The sequence below is a fragment of the Herbidospora mongoliensis genome (genome assembly GCF_001570545.1).
In the GTDB taxonomy this organism is placed as follows: Bacteria; Actinomycetota; Actinomycetes; order Streptosporangiales; family Streptosporangiaceae; genus Herbidospora; species Herbidospora mongoliensis.
In genome coordinates, this window is sequence record NZ_BBXD01000020.1 from 83,909 (window position 1) to 101,214 (window position 17,306).

21 protein-coding genes are annotated in these 17,306 nt (G+C 70.5%); 10 read left to right on the forward strand and 11 right to left on the reverse strand.

The window, feature by feature from the left end:
- Positions 1–157: 157 nt before the first annotated feature.
- Positions 158–1,195, forward strand: coding sequence for an inosamine-phosphate amidinotransferase 1 (locus tag AW272_RS29730; protein ID WP_066372163.1), 1,038 nt, complete (start codon positions 158–160; stop codon positions 1,193–1,195).
- A gap of 42 nt (positions 1,196–1,237) precedes the next feature.
- On the opposite strand, the gene AW272_RS29735 is transcribed toward AW272_RS29730, so the two are convergent.
- The 3 genes from AW272_RS29735 to sigJ are packed head-to-tail and all read right to left on the reverse strand — an operon-like array spanning position 1,238 to position 3,075.
- Positions 1,238–1,804, reverse strand: coding sequence for a hypothetical protein (locus AW272_RS29735; protein WP_066372166.1), 567 nt, complete (start codon positions 1,802–1,804; stop codon positions 1,238–1,240).
- Between the two features lie 43 nt (positions 1,805–1,847).
- Complete coding sequence (locus AW272_RS29740) at positions 1,848–2,204, reverse strand: hypothetical protein (RefSeq protein WP_066372168.1); 357 nt, start codon at positions 2,202–2,204, stop codon at positions 1,848–1,850.
- Positions 2,205–2,214: 10 nt separating this feature from the next.
- Complete coding sequence (sigJ, locus tag AW272_RS29745) at positions 2,215–3,075, reverse strand: RNA polymerase sigma factor SigJ (RefSeq protein ID WP_245657784.1); 861 nt, start codon at positions 3,073–3,075, stop codon at positions 2,215–2,217.
- A 118-nt stretch (positions 3,076–3,193) separates the two neighbouring features.
- Here sigJ and AW272_RS29750 point away from each other — a divergent pair, with 118 nt between their 5' ends.
- The gene (locus AW272_RS29750) at positions 3,194–3,688 is read left to right on the forward strand and encodes a carboxymuconolactone decarboxylase family protein (RefSeq protein ID WP_066372170.1); all 495 of its coding nucleotides are present in this window, start codon (positions 3,194–3,196) and stop codon (positions 3,686–3,688) included.
- Here AW272_RS29750 and AW272_RS29755 read toward each other — a convergent pair.
- The 4 genes from AW272_RS29755 to AW272_RS29770 all read right to left on the reverse strand — a co-directional run bounded on the left by AW272_RS29755 (position 3,675) and on the right by AW272_RS29770 (position 6,979).
- Entirely contained in the window at positions 3,675–4,004 is a 330-nt protein-coding gene (locus AW272_RS29755; RefSeq protein ID WP_066372175.1) for a hypothetical protein, read from the reverse strand. The two genes, AW272_RS29750 and AW272_RS29755, sit on opposite strands and share 14 nt — an antisense overlap.
- Positions 4,005–4,022: 18 nt before the next feature.
- Positions 4,023–6,053 (reverse strand): hypothetical protein, encoded by a 2,031-nt coding sequence (locus tag AW272_RS29760; protein ID WP_066372179.1) that lies wholly within the window; start codon positions 6,051–6,053, stop codon positions 4,023–4,025.
- 81 nt (positions 6,054–6,134) lie between these two features.
- Positions 6,135–6,578, reverse strand: a complete 444-nt coding sequence (cynS, locus tag AW272_RS29765; protein ID WP_066372180.1) for a cyanase — start codon at positions 6,576–6,578, stop codon at positions 6,135–6,137.
- Between the two features lie 35 nt (positions 6,579–6,613).
- On the reverse strand, positions 6,614–6,979 hold the full coding sequence (locus AW272_RS29770) for a PH domain-containing protein (RefSeq protein WP_066372182.1): 366 nt from the start codon (positions 6,977–6,979) through the stop codon (positions 6,614–6,616).
- Between the two features lie 164 nt (positions 6,980–7,143).
- On the opposite strand from AW272_RS29770, the gene AW272_RS29775 reads away from it, so the two are divergent.
- The 4 genes from AW272_RS29775 (at position 7,144) to AW272_RS45745 (ending at position 10,002) form a co-directional block, all read left to right on the forward strand.
- Positions 7,144–8,046: a DNA-3-methyladenine glycosylase family protein gene (locus AW272_RS29775; RefSeq protein WP_066372185.1), complete on the forward strand. Its 903-nt coding sequence runs from the start codon at positions 7,144–7,146 to the stop codon at positions 8,044–8,046.
- 127 nt (positions 8,047–8,173) lie between these two features.
- Complete coding sequence (locus AW272_RS29780; RefSeq protein WP_066372188.1) at positions 8,174–8,512, forward strand: DUF5713 family protein; 339 nt, start codon at positions 8,174–8,176, stop codon at positions 8,510–8,512.
- A gap of 142 nt (positions 8,513–8,654) precedes the next feature.
- Complete coding sequence (locus AW272_RS29785; protein ID WP_066372190.1) at positions 8,655–9,377, forward strand: methyltransferase domain-containing protein; 723 nt, start codon at positions 8,655–8,657, stop codon at positions 9,375–9,377.
- 28 nt (positions 9,378–9,405) lie between these two features.
- Complete coding sequence (locus AW272_RS45745; RefSeq protein WP_066372191.1) at positions 9,406–10,002, forward strand: GNAT family N-acetyltransferase; 597 nt, start codon at positions 9,406–9,408, stop codon at positions 10,000–10,002.
- On the opposite strand, the gene AW272_RS29795 is transcribed toward AW272_RS45745, so the two are convergent.
- On the reverse strand, positions 10,003–10,440 hold the full coding sequence (locus AW272_RS29795) for a protein-tyrosine phosphatase family protein (protein ID WP_066372193.1): 438 nt from the start codon (positions 10,438–10,440) through the stop codon (positions 10,003–10,005). It lies immediately after the preceding gene.
- Between the two features lie 8 nt (positions 10,441–10,448).
- Here AW272_RS29795 and AW272_RS29800 point away from each other — a divergent pair, with 8 nt between their 5' ends.
- Entirely contained in the window at positions 10,449–10,652 is a 204-nt protein-coding gene (locus AW272_RS29800; protein ID WP_066372196.1) for a helix-hairpin-helix domain-containing protein, read from the forward strand.
- Complete coding sequence (locus AW272_RS29805; RefSeq protein ID WP_066372198.1) at positions 10,649–11,185, forward strand: NUDIX hydrolase family protein; 537 nt, start codon at positions 10,649–10,651, stop codon at positions 11,183–11,185. Before AW272_RS29800 ends, AW272_RS29805 begins: the two co-directional genes overlap by 4 nt.
- Positions 11,186–11,321: 136 nt before the next feature.
- On the opposite strand, the gene AW272_RS29810 is transcribed toward AW272_RS29805, so the two are convergent.
- From AW272_RS29810 to AW272_RS29820, 3 genes are all read right to left on the reverse strand, one after another.
- Complete coding sequence (locus AW272_RS29810) at positions 11,322–13,208, reverse strand: hypothetical protein (RefSeq protein WP_066372200.1); 1,887 nt, start codon at positions 13,206–13,208, stop codon at positions 11,322–11,324.
- 122 nt (positions 13,209–13,330) lie between these two features.
- A complete protein-coding gene (locus AW272_RS29815; protein WP_066372204.1) occupies positions 13,331–13,648 on the reverse strand; it encodes a nuclear transport factor 2 family protein in 318 nt (105 codons plus the stop codon).
- Positions 13,649–13,721: 73 nt separating this feature from the next.
- Complete coding sequence (locus tag AW272_RS29820) at positions 13,722–15,176, reverse strand: MFS transporter (RefSeq protein ID WP_066372206.1); 1,455 nt, start codon at positions 15,174–15,176, stop codon at positions 13,722–13,724.
- A 232-nt stretch (positions 15,177–15,408) separates the two neighbouring features.
- Between AW272_RS29820 and AW272_RS29825 the strand changes: the two genes are divergently transcribed.
- Positions 15,409–16,227: a hypothetical protein gene (locus AW272_RS29825; protein WP_066372207.1), complete on the forward strand. Its 819-nt coding sequence runs from the start codon at positions 15,409–15,411 to the stop codon at positions 16,225–16,227.
- The gene (locus AW272_RS29830; RefSeq protein ID WP_157518875.1) at positions 16,202–17,230 is read left to right on the forward strand and encodes a hypothetical protein; all 1,029 of its coding nucleotides are present in this window, start codon (positions 16,202–16,204) and stop codon (positions 17,228–17,230) included. Before AW272_RS29825 ends, AW272_RS29830 begins: the two co-directional genes overlap by 26 nt.
- The last annotated feature ends 76 nt before the right edge of the window (positions 17,231–17,306 follow it).

Genomic DNA, 17,306 nt, shown 5'->3' on the forward strand with positions numbered 1-17,306 from the left:
CTTGTGGGTCCGGCTCTGAGTTGCCCCTTTGTTTCGTAGGTAAACATCACGTGTCCACGGCCGCTGTACTGGAACTCGAATAAAAGGCAGACCCTATTAGCAATTGTTTTCCAACCGACACGGCGCCGACGGCGCCCGGCATGAGAGGAACGACCCGATGAGCCTGGTCGACGTGCACAACGAATGGGACCCACTGGAGGAGATCGTCGTCGGCACCATGGACGGCGCACGGGTGCCGGTGGCCGACAGGAGCCTGCACGCCATCGAGTACGCGGACATGGACCCGGAGCACATCCCGTCCGGCCCCTATCCCGACCACGTGGCAGAGGAGACCGAAGCCGAACTCGAAGAGCTGGCCAACCTGCTCAAGAGCCTCGGCGTGACCGTGCGGCGCCCCGGCGGCCGCGACCACAAGTCGGTCGTGACCACCCCCGACTGGAGCACCGACGGGTTCTACGACTACTGCCCCCGGGACGGCTTCCTCACGGTCGGCAACACGCTGATCGAGTCGCCGATGGTGCTGCGATCCCGGTTCCTCGAAGGGTTCGCGTACAAGGAACTGTTCCTGGAGTACCTCGAGAGCGGCGCCCGCTGGCTGTCGGCGCCCAAGCCCCGCCTGACCGACGACATGTACGAACCGAAGGCGCCGGAGGGCCAGCGGCTGCGCAACCTGGAACCGGCCTTCGACGCGGCCAACATCCTGCGGTTCGGCACCGACCTGCTCTACCAGGTCTCCGACAGCGGCAACCTGCTCGGCGCGCAGTGGCTCCAGGCGGCGCTCGGCGACACCTACACCGTGCACCCCTGCGAGGGCCTCTACCCGTCCACCCACATCGACTCGACGATCGTGCCGCTGCGGCCCGGCCTCATGTTGGTGAACCCGGCCCGCGTCAACGACGCCAACATGCCCGACTTCCTACGCGGCTGGGACACGGTGATCTGCCCTGACCTGGTCGACACCGGCTTCATCGGCGACCACCCGAAGTCGTCGGTGTGGATCGGGATGAACTTCCTGGTCATCGCACCCGGGAAGGCTGTCGTGGACCGGCGGCAGACGGGACTGATCAAGGAGCTGGAGCGCCACGGGGTGGAGGTCATCCCGACGCAGCTGACCCACGCCAGAAGCCTCGGCGGCGGCATCCACTGCGTGACACTCGACGTGCGGCGGACGGGTGAACTCGCCACCTACCGGTGAGCCGTCGTGGATGGAGAGCGGGCCCGGCCGTCGCCGGGCCGCTCACCAGCCGTCCCAGCCCTTCCAGCGATACCACTTGCCCGTGAGGTGTTCGTAGTCGTCGTCGCCGAATGACTCGGGGACGCCGTTCGGGGCGTAGGCGAAGCCGCGGTTGTCCTCGAGGGATCCTTCGTCGACGGCGAACCGGACGCCGTCGGGAGTGTCGTCTTCGTCGATGTAGAGAGGTTCCGGGCAGAGCCGGTAGAGGCCGGCGTCCTGGCAGTCCGGACCGGCAGTGCTCACGATGCGGTTCATGGCCTCGTGGGAGAGGGCGAAGCGGGCCTGGAAGGGGGCGTCGAGAGCGAGGGCGACCATGACGACCAGCATCAGGACGAACGGAGCCGCCACCAGGAAGGGCGACCCGATCCGGTGCGCGGTGAACGGCAACGAGAGGAGGAACCCGAACATCATCGGGATCCAGCCGAAGACGACGAGGCCGAGCAGGAACATCCCGTTCCAGTAGGGGACGCTGGCGGCCCGCAGCGTGGCCAGCGCGAGAAACGAGAGCGCGACCAGGAAGAAGACCGCAATTGGCCGCGTCGCGTTCGTCCGGGAAGAATCGACCTGCACCTGTCGGGCCTCCTTCCGCGTAGAGGCCATTATTGGCAGAGGCCTACGACTGGCCGACAGGCTCCGAGGTCCGGATCTGACTGAGTTGGAGCAGGCTCAGGCCGAACATCAGCACACCCAGCGGAACGTGCACTGTTTTCCAGCCCGCGATCCCCAACGCGATCTGCGCGAGCGTCAGGGCGAGGAACAGGGCGGCGTACAGAATCGGCTTCGACGAGCCGTCACCCCGCCGCCACAACACGACCGTGACGACCACGTTCAGCACCGCCACCGTGAACATCGTGTACGCCGAAGCGCTGTGCAACGTCCGCCCGACGGGCGCGGTCAGCAATATCCCTGCCGTCACCGGCGCGGCGAACAGCACCGCTGTCTGCAGGGCGATCATGACGCGTGACACCATGGCATATCTCCTAGTTCCGAGGCTCGACGGTCCATGACCGGAGCTTCTCCGGGTTGCGTACCGCCCAGATGTTGGTGATCCGCCCGTCGGCCACGTCGAACGCCATCACCGTCACCGTCACGCCGTCCTGCCGCATCACCAGGCCGGGCTGCCCGTTGACGGTCTGTTCCAGGATCGTCAGATCAGTCAGCTTCCCGGCGAGTTCGACCGCGTACCGCAGCACCTGGTCGACGCCCTCGACCGGCCGCAGCACGGCATTGGCCAGGCCGCCGCCGTCGGCGATCACCGTCACGCCGGGGTCGAGCAGGCCGACGAGGGCCTCGATGTCTTTGGCCTCCCACGCCTGCTTGAAGGCCCTGACGACGTCCGCACGCTGCGCCGTCGAAACCGTGGGGACGGCCAGGACGCGCCGCCGGGCCGAGGAGGCGAGCTGGCGGCAGGCCGCCGGGCTGCGGCCGACGATGTCGGCCACTTCGGCGAAGGAGTGGCAGAACACGTCGTGCAGGATGAACGCGACCCGTTCGGCGGGGGTCATCGATTCGAGGACGACGAGAAAGGCCATGCTGACCGATTCGTCCAGGGTGACGCGGTCGGCCGGGTCGTCGGTCTGCTCCGGCACCGGCTCCGGGATCCACTCCCCGACGTATCGCTCGCGCCTGACCCGGGCCGAGCCCAGCAGGTCGAGGCAGATGCGGCTGGCCACGGTCGTCAGCCACGCCCCCGGCGACGCGATGACCTGCCGCTGTTCGCGGGTCAGGCCATACCAGCGCGCATAGGTCTCCTGTACGACATCCTCAGCGTCCGCCAGGGAGCCGAGGAGCCGGTAGGACAGATTGATCAGATGTCGCCGTTCACTCAGTTCGGCCGTCACGATGCCCCCTTCGTCCCATCTTCGACGAGACAGCCTCCCGGAATGTGAGGCCTCACAATCCACGCCGCCGCGTCGTCGGACTACCGGACACCAACGCCGAGACTCCGGAGGAACGACCATGACCGAGCTCCAGTCACGCCTGCCCGACCCCATGCAATATTTCCCCGACATGGGCACGATCGCCGTCGGCATGACGAAGGCCGCCCACAACGGCACGGTCCCGGACACAACCGTCCACCTGGTCCATCTCCGCGCCGGTCAGCTCGTCGGGAGCACCTACCACGTGGTCCGGCAGACCGAGAATCTCCGCAAGGCCGGGGAGCCGGACGACCGCGTCGCCGCCGTGGCGTCCTGGCGCGACGCGCCCTTCTTCACCGACGCCGAGCGGGTCGCGCTGGAGCTCGTCGAGGCCGTGCTCACCCCGAATCCGTCGGGAGAGCGCGTATCCGACGAGCTGTTCGCCCGAGCGGCCGCGCACTACGACGACAAGGCCCTCTGGACGCTCACCGTCGCGATCGGCCAGATCTGCTTCTTCATCCCCGTCGCGCTCATCGCCCGCCCCATCCCGGGCCGGCCCCTCGGGCAGAACTACAGCCCGCTCAGCCGACGGTGAAGCTGACGTCGCCGTCGGAGAAGTACATGAAGTCGCCGTCGCCGCCGACGGACGCGTCCGACCAGTCCGAATGAACCGACCACGGCCCGCCGTCCTGCCCGTCGTCACCACCGCCACCGCCGAAGGTCGCGGTCTGGTCGGGGTCGGCCGGGACGTCACCCCAGCCGCCGGCGTCGGCGGCGATCAGTGCGGCGGCGCCTAAACCGGCGGCGACTCCGATGGTCGCCGGGGTCCAGAAGCGCGTGTCGCCCGGCTCGCCCGCGTAGGCGGCGGAGAAGCGGCGGGCCCGGTCGAACTGGCTGGTGAACAGGGTCATCGCGGGTTCCTTGGCTGGTCAGAAGTCGGCGAAGCGGGGAGTGGGCAGGCCGTCGCGGGTGGCGCGCAGGTGGTCGGCGACGTCTCCCCGGCGGAGCCGGACTCCGGGGCTCGCCGGATAGCGGCGCAGCACGTCGAGAGTGGCGAGGCGGCGGGCCACCGCGGGCAGGGTGGCGGTTTCGGCCAGGCGGCGGGCGGCCGTCCAGCGCAGCGGGAAGACGTTCTCGGTGATGACGTAGGACAGCACCGGCAGCGAGCTGCCCACCAGCGCGTTCCAGCGGTCGAGGACCGTCGTCCAGCCGCGCGCCGACAGCGCGGTGGCCTGGTTCCTGCGCTGGTCACCCTGGTTGCGGGCCGCGTAGGCCTGCGACAGACCCGACACCGCGAAGACCGGGTTCACCAGCGCGGCGGCCCCCAGCGACACCGCAGCCCCGCCGTAGCTGACCTTCGGGAGTTCGGCCGGGTCGAGGTCGATCAGCCGGGACACCTGCGCGGCCAGCTGGCCGACCTCCGCGGCGGCACGCTGCACCGGGGCCAGCGCGGCGCGGAGAGCGGCCTCCTCCGCCTTGAGCCAGTCGGGCTCCGGGTCGCCCAGCAGGAGGGCGTCACGCCGGCGGATGAACGCGGGCAGGATGTACGAGACCTGGTCGAGGTGGCGCTGCAGTTCGAACAGCCCCACCTGGAACACGGCCGCGTTCGGCTCCGTCACCGGACCGCCCAGGTCGGCGCCCTCGCCGAGCAGCGCGGCGTGCAGTTCGTAGAACGGGCCGAAGATCGTGTAGAGGAGGTAGTCCTCCTCCAGTCCGACCGCCGCGCGGAGCATGCCGGGGACCTGACCGGCGGTCGCGTCGAGGTAACTGCGGGCCCGAAGTTCGGTGTGCAGCGCCTGGATCAGCTCCGGCGGCGCGACCACGGTCAGGTCGCTGCGCTCGGTGGTCAGCCGCAGCCGCTCGGGGGTGCCCTCGACACTCTTGATCGAGGTGTACGCGATCCGCAGCCCCAGCTCCGGCCCACGTATCCGCAGGCCGTCGGGGGTGCACGCCAGCGCCACCGGACGCCCGTCGGACAGTTCGGCCGGGAAGATCCCCGACGTCAGGGTGCGCTCGGCGGCGGCCCGGAGCTTGGCGTGCTCCTGCAGGCGACGGCCGAACGCCGCCGACGCGCAGGTCACGGAGACCGGCCCGTGCGCCGGGCTGAAGATGACGAAGCGTTCGGCCGACCCGGCGACGCGCAGCTCGGGATCGCCCAGGTCGAAGGCGGCCAGCACCTTCTGGGAGTCGGTGGCCTGGAACTCCAGTGTGTCCGCGCCGAGGACGCAGTCGGCCGTCCCCTTGGCCAGACCCCGGACCGTCACCGGGGCCGACGTGCCCACCGTCCCGGGAACGGAGGCGGCGACCGTCCGGAAGACCTTGAGGAAGGCGTCGCGGACCTGCGGCGTCACCAGATGCAGGGTCGCGCCGCTCAGAAACCGCCCGTCGAGCAGCGCGCCGCCGCGAACCTCGACGGCGCTCGGCCCATGGGGCGTGACCGCGACCCGGTTGACGGGCCACTCCACCGGAACCGCGCCCCGGTCGCGCAACCGCAGCCGCCCTCCGGACAGCACGGTGTAGGCGGTCAGTTCAGCGGGCTCCCCGCCTTCCTCGTAGTGCGGCGTGATCGAGACGGCACACGGGCTGATGAAGTCGAGCGTCGCGGCGTCGGGCATGAGCCGCCCGCCCAGAACCGTCAGCGCGTGCAGCGCCGACGGTTCGAGCGGGCCGGAGGACAGCTGGAGCGCCCGCCCGCCGGGCAGCCGGATGTCGCCGACGAGCCGGGTGCTCTGGTCGGCCAGCGCGATCGAGACGTCGGGGTCGGCCGCCGGATCGAGGGCGGTGACGGCCGCGTTCCCGAACCCACCGGTGTCGTGGACGTAGGCGGCGGGCCAGTCGGTCAGGAGCAGGGACCGGGTGCCCGTCCAGGAGAACCCGCTGGACTGCTGCTCCCGGGCCAGATGGTGGACGCTGCTGTCGAACACGACCCGGCCCCGGACAGGTCCCCACGCCACGGCCATGGCCGCTCCTTCGTACGTCTGACTCCCGACCCCCGGCATCATCGCAATGACGGGGCGGGTTCACTACGTACAAATCCATATTCACCACTGGTAGGGCAGGTATTTCCCATCCATGGTGATCACCACGCGGTCGCCCTCCGGGTCGGGAACCCGCCGCACGTCGAGCCGGAAGTTGATGGCGCTCATGATGCCGTCGCCGCACTGCTCGTGGATGAGCTCCTTGATGGTGGGCCCGTAGACCTGGATCACCTCATAGAGACGGTAGATCGTGGGGTCGACCGGCACCGCCGCGTCGAGCGCGCCCCGCGTCGGCTGGAGCTGGAGGGCCAGCACCACGTCTTCGCCCAGCTCCAGCAGCGCCGCGGCGGTGGCCGCCTCGTCTTTGGGCATCGGATGCTGGCCGAGGAGCGCCGCCGTCGTCCAGGCCAACGGACGGCCGACCGCTTCGGCGAGCTGCGCCCAGGTCACCCCCGTGACGATCTTGGCCTGCCGGACGGCTTCGGCTGCTTCCTGCTTGGTGAGCATGGCCACCTCCAAGAGCGTTGTATTCTGCATACAGTCTACCTGCTGATGTAATGGAGGATGACGCTGTGAACGTGGTGCGCCTTCTGTTCGCCCCGGAAGTCCATCTCGTACACATGCGTGCCGACATTGATGGCGATCGCGCCCGACGAGAAGAACGAACCCGCGAACGACTTGTTGCTGACCACGCTGACACTGGTGATCTTCGAGTAGGGGATGCTCGTGATCGCCACCTTCTTCCCGACGAACGACTTGTCCTGCACGATCACCCGCCGGTCGGTCAGCCCGAGGAACCCGGTGCCCACGCCGACGGCGTCGTAGACGGCGATGATCTGCTCGCCCTGCATGAGCCCGCTCTGGATCTGCTGCAACTGCTCAAGTCGGTCGTGGGGAATCGCGTTCATGACTGCTCCTGGAATCGGGGGGCTGTCCGTCGATGCTATGGCGTGGACGATTCCATGAATTCGGCCGGAATCACGGAATGGAGAAATGGTGATATTTGGTATTTACGCAGTCCAGAGGTATTAGGCTCCGCACCTTCCTCCGGCCCGGCCCCTACGATGCGCAGATGACCACGCACGGCTTCGCGCTCACCGCCCGGGGCACCTTCGACTTCGCCGCCACCCTGCGGTTCGTCGAAGAGTGGCCGGCGGCCAGCACCCTTCCCTCCGACGGCCGGACGCTCCGGTTCGCCTACTGCGCCGAACACGACTGGCTCCCCGTGGGGGTCGCCCTCACCGCCGCCCCCGGCGGTGTGTGGGTCGAGACCACCCGCCCCGCCGGACCGGCCCTCCGCGCCGAGGTGGCCAGGATCTTCTCCCTCGACGTCGACGGCACCGGCTTCGCGAAGGTGGGGCGCGCCGATCCCGTGCTGGGCTCACTGCAGGCGGCGCACCCGGGGCTGCGGCCGGTCTGCTTCTGGACGCCATGGGAGGCGGCCGTCTGGGCCGTGATCGTGCAACGGTCGTCGATGGTCATCGCGGCGAAGCTGAAGCAGCGCATCGCGGAGAAGTTCGGCGCGAGAATCGTCGTGGACGACACCGAGCACGCCGTCTTCCCACCCCCGGTGACCCTCCTCGACGCCGACGGCCTCGGTCTCCCCGCACAGAAGGAAGAGTGGATCCGCGGCCTGGCCAGAGCAGCCCTCGACGGCATCCTGACCAGCGAATACCTCCGCAGCGTCCCGCCGGAGGAGGCGCTGGCCGAACTGAAGGCGCTGCCGGGCGTGGGGCCGTTCTCGGCGGGGCTGATCCTGATCCGCGGGGCAGGCGCCCCCGACGCCTTCCCCGGCGACGAGCCGAGACTGTTCGGTCTGCTCAGAGAGGCCTACGGGCTCCCGGAGGACGCGCCGCCGAGGGAGTTCAAGAAGCTGGCCGAGTCGTGGCGCCCGTTCCGATCCTGGGCATCGTTCCTGTTCCGCGCGGCCACCTACCACGATCGTGAGACGGACACCGGCCAGGAACAGCGCTGACGGGTGGAGCAGAGCCAGGGGGCCAGGTACATCCCCAGCCGGACCGCTGCGAGGGACCGCGAATTGTCGGTGGCGTGCGGCAGGATCGCTGACGCCCGATCACGCCGCCCGACCAGGAGCTCCCCGCATGCCCGTCACCTCGAAGATCGCTGAGTACGCCTTCCTGAAGGACATGTACGCCGACGGCTATTTCCCCGACCACCTCGTCGACAAGGGCAAAACGATCCTGCTGCGGCTGTGCGACCGCATCGAGGCCGAGAAGCCCGCCGGCCTGGCCGCCCTCTACGTCCTCACCCACGCCGCGACCGACGAGTTCAACGCCCTCGACGAGGAGTTCCACGAGGCCGGCAGTGAGATCGAGACGGCCGCGAGGGACACCATCGCCTCCGACTTCTGGTTCATCGCGTCCGCCTATGGGTTCGAAGACGCCGATATCGAGGAGCTCGTCGCGACCCGCGACTGGTGACATACGTATCGGGAGTCAACCGACGCACAGTTACCGATTTGCCCCTTTGAGATAGGAATGCCTGACTGGACCGCTCCTTGCCGCCTGGTGCACCGGTTGCCACGCTCGACACGTCAGCCGAACCCAGCCTCGGGGGCGCCACATGGCGGTGTTTCACGGTCACGACATGCGCGGCTACCTCGAAAGGGTCTCCCGCCATCCCATGGTCCAGGGGATCCGGCACGAGGGCCTGATCCGGCTGGACGTCCAGCCGGGGGAGCGGGTGCTCGACGCCGGGTCCGGGCCAGGTGACATGGCCGCCCGGTTCGCGAACCTGGGCGCCCGGGTCACCGCGATCGACGCCGACCCGGTCATGTCGGGCGCCGCCGCCGAGATCCCCGGTGTCACCGCCGAGACCGCCGACCTCGCCACCCTCGATCGGCCGGGACACTACGACGTCGTCTGGGCCGAACGGCTGCTCCAGCATGTCCCGGACGCCGACCGGGTGGTCGGCAACCTCGTCCGGGCGCTCGCCCCCGGCGGCCGGATCTGCCTGATCGACGTCGACTGGACCGGCCTCGTGGTCGACGGGATCGAGGAGGACCTCGCCGCCCAGGTGCTCGGAGTGTTCCGCACCGTCGTGCCCCACCCGTCGATGGGACGCACCCTGCGCCGCCGCCTGGTCCGCCAGGGCATCACGAAGACCGAGGTCAGGGCCTTCCTCGGGGTGTCGACCGACCTGGCCGACGCCATGTCGGTCATCCCCGTCTTCGACGAGCGACTGATCCCGGCCCCGCCGTCCTGGTTCGCGGCGGTGCGAGACGCCGACGAGGCGGGGGAGTTCCTCACGGCGCTGCCCATCTATCTCGTCACGGGGTCGGCATGAAGATCACCAAGGTCCCCGCAGTGGCCGTATGACCCCCGCCCAGGTCGGTTCGACGACCGTCGACGTCCATCCACCCGCAGGTGAGTTCGGCGCCGCGCCCTGGCACAAAGAGCTGGTGGAGTTCCGCGCCGAGGTGCTCCACTCGTTCGGCTTCCCATCAGACCAGGACCACGACGGCCACGACGCGGTGGCCTATCACCTGATCGCCCGCCTCCCGACCGGGGAGATCGCCGGAGTCGCCCGGTTCGCCCCGCTGGAAGACCTGGATCCGAGCTGGGTCCTCGACGTGGAACCCCGGGCCGGTGACCTCATTCACCGGGAAGGACTGACCCCGTCCGACGTCGTGGAGGGCGGCAGGTGGATGGTCGGGGAGGCGCACCGCCAAAGCGGTGTCGGGCGTTCGCTCGTCCTGGCCGGGGCCGCGATGACGCTGCGGCTGGGGCGCAAGATGGTCTGGGTCCTGGCAGGTACGGCCCACGGCCAGGACGTCCTCCTCACCCGCATGGGCTTCCGCGCCGCCTCGGACGAGATCCACCGGATGCCCGGCCTGGGCTACCCCGTCCGCCTGCTGACCGCCCGCCCCGACCGGCTGATCCGTGGTCACGGAGCGGAGGGCGACGGGTAGTCACCCCGAGGCGAACCGCCGGACCCAGAACCGCTGCCAGGGTGTCTCCACCGCCCGCCGATGGTGGTTCGCGCGGGTCCAGGCGATCGCCTCGGCCGGGGAGAGGCCGGTCAGGGTCGCCATGCAGGCGATGACCGTGCCGGTGCGTCCGATGCCGCCCCGGCAGGCCACCTCGACGTCCTCACCGGCGGCCGCCCGGTCGTACAGGCCGCGGATGGCCCTGGCGGCGGCGGCGGAGTCGGCGGGCAGCCAGAAGTCGCGCCAGCGGACCCACTCGGACGGCCACGCCACCTCGGGCGCCCGTTCCAGGACATAGAGGCCGAAATCGGGAAGAGGCCCCGGCGGCAGGGGTCTGCTCACGCCACGGCCACGCACGAAGGTGCCGTCGGGCAATTGAAGGGAACCGGTCAGCGCCACACCCCCATGCTCTCCTACCATCTGCTGTTATGACCGAACTCCCGACGATAAGCCGCCCGGCGACCCAGGCGCTGGCCGAGGTGAACTGCCGCACCTTGGAAGACGTCACCCGCCACACCGCTAAGGAGCTGCTGGCTCTCCACGGGATGGGACCCAAGGGCATCCGCATTCTCACCGAGGCGCTGACCGCCGCAGGGCTGTCGTTCCGCGATCCCGATAAGATCGAGCGATGACCGAAATGACCGAAACCGCGGCGGGCTGGCTCTCACCTGACGAGCTCTCACAAATGCGCGAGCGCCTGCCGATTCTCTATGTCGACGCCGTGCCGGTCCGCGCCGACGAGAACGGCGTGGTCACCCACGTCGGCCTGCTGCTCCGCATCGACGGCGACGGGAACGTCAGCCGCGCGCTGGTCTCCGGCCGGGTGCTCTACGGCGAGCGGGTCCGCGACGCCCTGCTCCGCCACCTGGAGAAAGACCTCGGCCCGGTCGCGCTGCCCCGCGTGCCGCTCTCGCCGCAGCCCTTCACCATCGCCGAATACTTCCCCACGCCCGGCGTCACCGCCTACCACGACCCCCGCCAGCACGCGGTCTCACTGGCCTACATCGTCACGGTCTCCGGCGACTGCGCCCCGAGGCAGGACGCCCTCGACCTGGAGTGGTTCACCCCCGAGGAGGCCGCCTCCCCGATGGTCCAGCAGGAGATGACCGGCGGCCAGGGCACCCTGCTGAAGCAGGCACTCGCCCACGTGGGGCGAATCGTCTGATTCGAGCTCTTTCTTCCGTTACGGCTTCGCTTGGCCGGCACCGACCGCCGTCATCGGTCCGCTCCGTAGCCGGCGCCAACCGGCCGCTCCCGCATCGTCCGCCCACGGGCCGGTGCGCCCCGCGGGGCGAGATCGTTCAACGGGGCTGGTAGCTGCAGCGGGCTCCCGTTTTCACGGTCGCGCGTAACTCCGCTCCCACCGCCGTGTCGAGTTCCTCTATCCGGGCCAGGGCCCGGCGGATCGCCTTGCCGACCGCCACTCTGGCCCGTTCGCCGTCGCCGGCGAACGCCCGGGAGCGGCCCGCCAGGCCCGTCGCCGCCGCCAGTTCCTCGGCCAGCCACGTGTGCTCGGCGCGCAGTGCGCTCGCCCCGGCCGCGTCGGTCAGGGCCTCCCGCTCCTCGATCGCCTCCTGGAGACGGGTCAGCCGGTCTTCGTAGGCCCTGCGCGCCGTCGAGTCGATCACCGGCTGCGCGGGCAGCTGGTCGGGCACCCCGGCCAGGTCGGCGGCCGGGATCTCTCGCCCGGGGTTGGAGATCAGCGCCGCCAGGTGCCCCAGGCCGACGCTGTGTTCGACCAGGACCGAGCGGCCGCCGAGGTCGATCCGCCAGTGGCGGCCGTGGCGGCGGGCCGTGGCGGGGGCGGGGCCCAGGGTGCGGCGGGACACCGGAAGCGGCAGGTCCATGCCCAGTTCGGCGGCCTCTTTGGTGGCCGTTTCGAGTTCCCGCAGCGCGAACTCGTCGCGGGCGCCGTGGCGGGCCGCCAGGGCGTGGCCCAGACGCCAGCGGGACAGGACGGTCGCGGGCCAGTGGCCCAGGGCCAGGTTGTCGCGGACGGCCGACTGGAAGTGGCCGATCGCGCGGTCGATCTGGCCCATCGTCAGGCTGGCCACGCCCAGCGTGTGGTGGGCCGAACCGAGGCAGGCCACGCCCAGGCTGGCGATCACGGGAGCGGTCGCGTGGGGGAGCACGAGGTCGTAGACCTCCGCCGAGATCGTCTCGTCGCCGAGGAGGTGGGCGGCCTCGGTGACCCCGTACAGGGTGAAGAGCCAGGTGCTCGAGCGGGGGAGCGCCGCGAGGTCGCGGCCCCGGATCCGGGCCAGCATGCCGGTCGCGACGCGGTCCTCGCCGGCGGTCGCGGCGGCCAGGGCCACGGCGGAGAAGTAGCTGTTGTCGACCGCGCTCAGAACGGGGTTGTCGGCCTGCTCGTGGAAGACGTCGAGCAGTTCGGCGATGCGGCCCTGGTACCAGCGGATGGCGCCGAGCTGGCCGCCGTACCAACCGGCCGCGTCGCGGTCTCCCGCGATGGCGCCGCGTTCGGCGTTGGCGTCGGCGAGGTTCTCGGCGTGGCCGAAGCGGCCCTGGCGGATCGCCAGCATCACCTGGATCGTCCCCGCGATGAAGCCCGCCGCCAGGTGGGGGCCCCGGTCGACCAGCGTGACCAGTTCCCGCAGGCCGCGCTCGGCGTGCGGATCGCCCAGCAGGAACAGGTCGACGGCGCGCCACATCACGCCCATCACGATGTCGCCGCGCCGGCCGGTCCGGGCCGCCTGGCCGATCATCTCCTGGGCCAGGCCCAGCCGCAGGTTGGCGTGTTCGGGGCCGAGGAGGCAGTGGTGGGCCAGGCTGAGCGCCTCGACCAGGGCGACGGTGTCGCCCGCGAGGCGGGCCTCGTCGACCTTCCGCAGGATCGCCTCATGGGTGCCGCAGCGGTAGTCCTCCTCGCCGGTGAGCCTGATGCGCAGCCGCCTGGCCAGGCCGGAGTGGGGGTCACCGGCCCGCAGGGCCGCCCACTGGCGGGCGCGGATGGTCGCCTCGCCCTCGCCGGTGCGGTGTTCGTGCACCCAGATGCCGCTCAGGCCGAGCGCCGACCGGGACATGCCGTCGCGGTCGCCTTCCTGCTCGGCCTGCTGCCAGGCCAGTTCGAACCACTGGCGGGCCGCACGAAGATCCCCGTCGACGTGCAGTGCGTGTTCCCCGGCCGCCAGAGCCGTGCCCTGTCCCTGGCGGTCCCCCTCGTGGACCATCCGCGCTCCTTCTCGTACGTTTTGCGCGTACGTGAACAAGTTATGAAGCTTCCGCTTGCACCAGCCTTTCCTAGCGCTTGACGGACCTATCCGACCCGGAAGTATGGAAGTGATGCCGAGAGTCAGGTGATGTCAAGACGGTCGATAAGGGTGTCGTGCGTGCGGAAGGTCAGGGTGCCCGGCCCGTTGTAGCCGTCGCCGGACACGTGGACCGAGACCGTGGTCGTGTCGCCCGTGGTGCGCGCCCCCGTGACCACGAGCTTGGTGCGGCTGCCGATGTTGTCCTGGGCGTCCCAATCGGCGATGCGGTCGCGCCCCTCGAAAGTGCGGCCGAAGTTCACCACGACCGCGTCTTCGGCGAACGCACCCAGGAGTGCGCCGCCATCGCCCCGGTTGGTGGCGTCGAGCATCTGCTGGATGGCGGGTAGAAGCGGATCCATCGCGGTCCTCGCTATGTGATCGGGTGATGTGTCCTTGTGGGCCACATCCCCGCTCACGAGGACGATATGCGGGTTATGAAGACCCGTGAACGTGGGCGGCAGCCATACCCGGCTCGTCTTTTGTGGTGGCGGCGTACGCCACACTCGCACGCCTGCCGGGCACGAACGCCATGATCAGTGCCGCCAGCATGGCGGCCACCGCTCCAAGAATGAACGTCAGCTTGAATCCGTCAAGGGTCGGCACCAGGGTTCCGGCGAACGGCTGGGTCATGTGGGCCAGCGCCACGCCGACGACCGCGCTGGCGGTGGACGTGCCGACCGAGCGCATCAGGGCGTTGAGGCCGTTGGCGGCGGCGGTCTCGGTCTGCGGGACGTTCGCCATGATCAGGGCCGGAATGGCGGCGAAGGCCAGCGCCATGCCGGTCGAGGTGATGAGGCTGACCACGATGAGCTGCCAGGGGGCGCTCAGCAGCCACAGCGCGGCGAGGTCGCCGATCGCGAACAGCAGGGCGCCGGTCATGAGGGAGACCTTGGCGCCCTTCCAGGCCGACAGCTTGGCCGAGAAGGGCGAGACGAAGATCATGACCAGGCCGCCGGGGGCCATGCACAGGCCCGCCACGAGCATCGACTGGCCGAGCCCGTGGCCGGTGGCGGCGGGCAGCTGCAGGAGTTGCGGGATGGCCAGCGCCTGGGCGTACATGGCGAAGCCGATGGCGATCGAGGCGATGTTGGTGAGCAGGACCGGCCGCCGCGCGGAGGTGCGCAGGTCGACCAGGGGGCCGGGGCGGCGCAGTTCGTACACGCCCCAGACGACCAGGATCACCAGCGCGGCGGCGAGCAGTCCCAGCGTCAGCGGGGAGCTCCAGCCCCAGTCGCCGCCCTTGGTGATGGCCAGCAGCAGGGAGAGCAGGCCGGCCGTCAGGCCGATCGTGCCCGGCACGTCGATGCGGCCGCCGGTGCGCGCGCTCGATTCCGGCACGAGGATCCAGACCAGGATCATCGCGATCAGGCCCAGCCCGGCGGCACCCCAGAACAGCAGGTGCCAGCTCGCGTTCTGGGCGATCGCGGCGGCGGCCGGGAGCCCGAGGGCGCCGCCGACGCCGAGCGAGGAGCTCATCAGCCCCATCGCCGAGCCGAGCCGCGCGGGCGGCAGTTCGTCGCGCATCAGGCTGATCCCGAGCGGGATCACCCCGGCCGCGCAGCCCTGGAGCGCCCGGCCGACGATCATCGGGACGAGCGAGGAGCTCAGCGCGCCCACCACGGAACCGGCCACCAGCAGCCCGAGGCAGATCAGCAGCATCCGCCGCTTGCCGAACATGTCGCCCAGCCGCCCGGTGACGGGCGTCGCGACGGCGCCGGCCAGCAGGGTCGCGGTCAGCACCCACGTGACCGACGAGGCGTCGGTACTCAGGTACCTCGGCAGCTCGGGCACGATCGGGATCACGATGGTCTGCATCACCGAGACCACGATCCCCGCCGACGCAAGAGCTGTGATGATCGCGCCGCCGCTGCGTGCTGGGGGGTTCACGTGGTGCCTTCCGTGCCTGTTTGAGAAGTTCGGCTTGCATCCTATGCACGCTCCTTACGCGCGGTTCGGTCCGGGTCCCCGCCGTGTTGGCCGATCGGCCGTCTTTCCGCACAGAACACCTGGTGAACATCCTCACCAATGTCACCAAAAGCAATCAGGTCGTGAAAACTACTTAAGTCAGCTGTACTGTTCAGTCAACAATTCGAATACTTCCGTACGGGTGGGAGGGGTCGTGGCCGACGTACTCACGGAATCTCGCCGGAGCGTGGCCGCCCGTTGGCGGGAACGCCTGTTACAGGGGAGCCGCCACGGGCAACGCCACTGGGCGACCAGGACGGTCTACTACGCGGCCTGCCGCGAGGTGGCCGAGGCCGAGGGCCGGGTGGGGAAGAGGGTGCTGGACGTGTCGGGGGGCTCGACCAGCACGTTGTACACGGTCGTCGGGCCGAGGGCGCGTCACTCGCTCGCGGCGGCGTACGACAAGGAGCTGCCCGAGTGCTTCGGGCGGGTCGACGCGCTGACCGAACTGGCGCGCGAGACCGTCGTATGGACTTTCTGGTCCTATCGCGATAGCTGGCTACAGATGATGGAGTCGGGGCCGGCCGGCCGGATGGCCGCCGCCGAGGGGCTGGTGCTGGCGGTGGCCGACTTCGCGGCCGACCATCCGGGCCTGCTGCGGGCCACCGGGCTGGAGCCGCCGGTCTGCGCGGTCGAAGACCTGATGGCGGTCTTCGGTCACCGGGCCACCGCGCGCGACGTCTTCTGCCTGCTGCAGAACGTGATCATCGACGCGTCGCGCGGCCTGCACGTGCCGGCCGAAGTGGTGCTCGACGGGGTCCGGCCCGCGCTGGAGGCCCGGATCGCGGTCGTGGAACGTACCAGCGAGCCGCTGTCCACGCTCGCCGACGCCGTCGTCGGGGTGCTGTCGGCGCGGCTCGCCGTCCCGCAGAAGCTGGCCGCCGCCGACCTGCTCGAAGCTGCGGCCGAGGCCCTGCGCCGGACCATCAGGACGGAGGAGCGGGAACGTGACAACGGCCCCCGTGCTGCCTGAGGGGGCCGCCCCGATGCCCGATCGGGGCGGCGACCGTGCCTGGATCGCCCGTCTGCGCGCCATCGTGCGCGCGGGCGGGCCGTCCGCCGCGGCCGAGCTCGGCGACCTGCTGACCAGCGCCCGCGCCCGCCTGGGCGCCTCCCACTCGATCGCGCTGCGGATCGCCGCCGCGACCGAGGGGGAGCTGAGCCGCACCCGCCGGGTCGACGACAGCGTGACGGCCTGGGCGGCCGTCCACGCCGAGGCCGGGGTCTCCCTCGGCCCCGACGACCCGGTCACCATGGAGATCGCCAGCGGCCATCTGCGCTGGCTGGCCCGCCGGGCCCGGCCCGACGACCTGCGCCGCGCGCTGACCTCGCAGCGGGCCGAACTCGCCCGCAGGCGCGAGACCCTCGGCCCCCACGACCACTGGACGGGAGTGGCCCGCGCCGACCTGGCGACGACCCTGCTGACGCTGCCGCTGATCGAGCCCGAGAACCGGCGTGTCCTCGCCGAAGCGGCCGACCACGCGGCGGAGGAGGCCGGGAGGCGCGCCGGCGTCCTCGGCGACGACCACATGCTGACCTGGGAGGCCAGGGCACTGGAGGCCTCGGCCCGCCTCGCGGTGGTCCAGTCGTCGACCGGCTCGGGGACGGTGGCGGAGGCGGCCGAGCACGCGCTGGCCGTGGCCGAGGCGTGCATGTCGCTCGGCGGGCCGCTGGACGCGGGGCGGCAGATCAGGGCCGCGCTGCTGACGGCCGACGCGCATCTCGCGGCCGACCGGCCGGGCGACGCGGAGCGGGCGGCGCGGCTGGCCGCCGGGCTGTTCTCGGTCCGGCCCCGGCCGTGGTGGGGCGGGGCGGATCCCGGGCGGCCGTGGGTGGTGATCGCCCGGTCAGGGGCCCGGGCGGACGCCGCCGGGCACGCCGCCCGCGCCCTGACGGAACGGTCCAGATGGTTCCCCTCCGACAGCCTCAGGTGCGTGGAAGTCACCAGACTTCTCCACCTGTTCGATGGCCGGTGATGACAGGAGAGCGCATTCCCGCAGGTAAGAGGCGCTGACAGACCCTCACGCGATGAATTAATTCGGAAACTTTCCT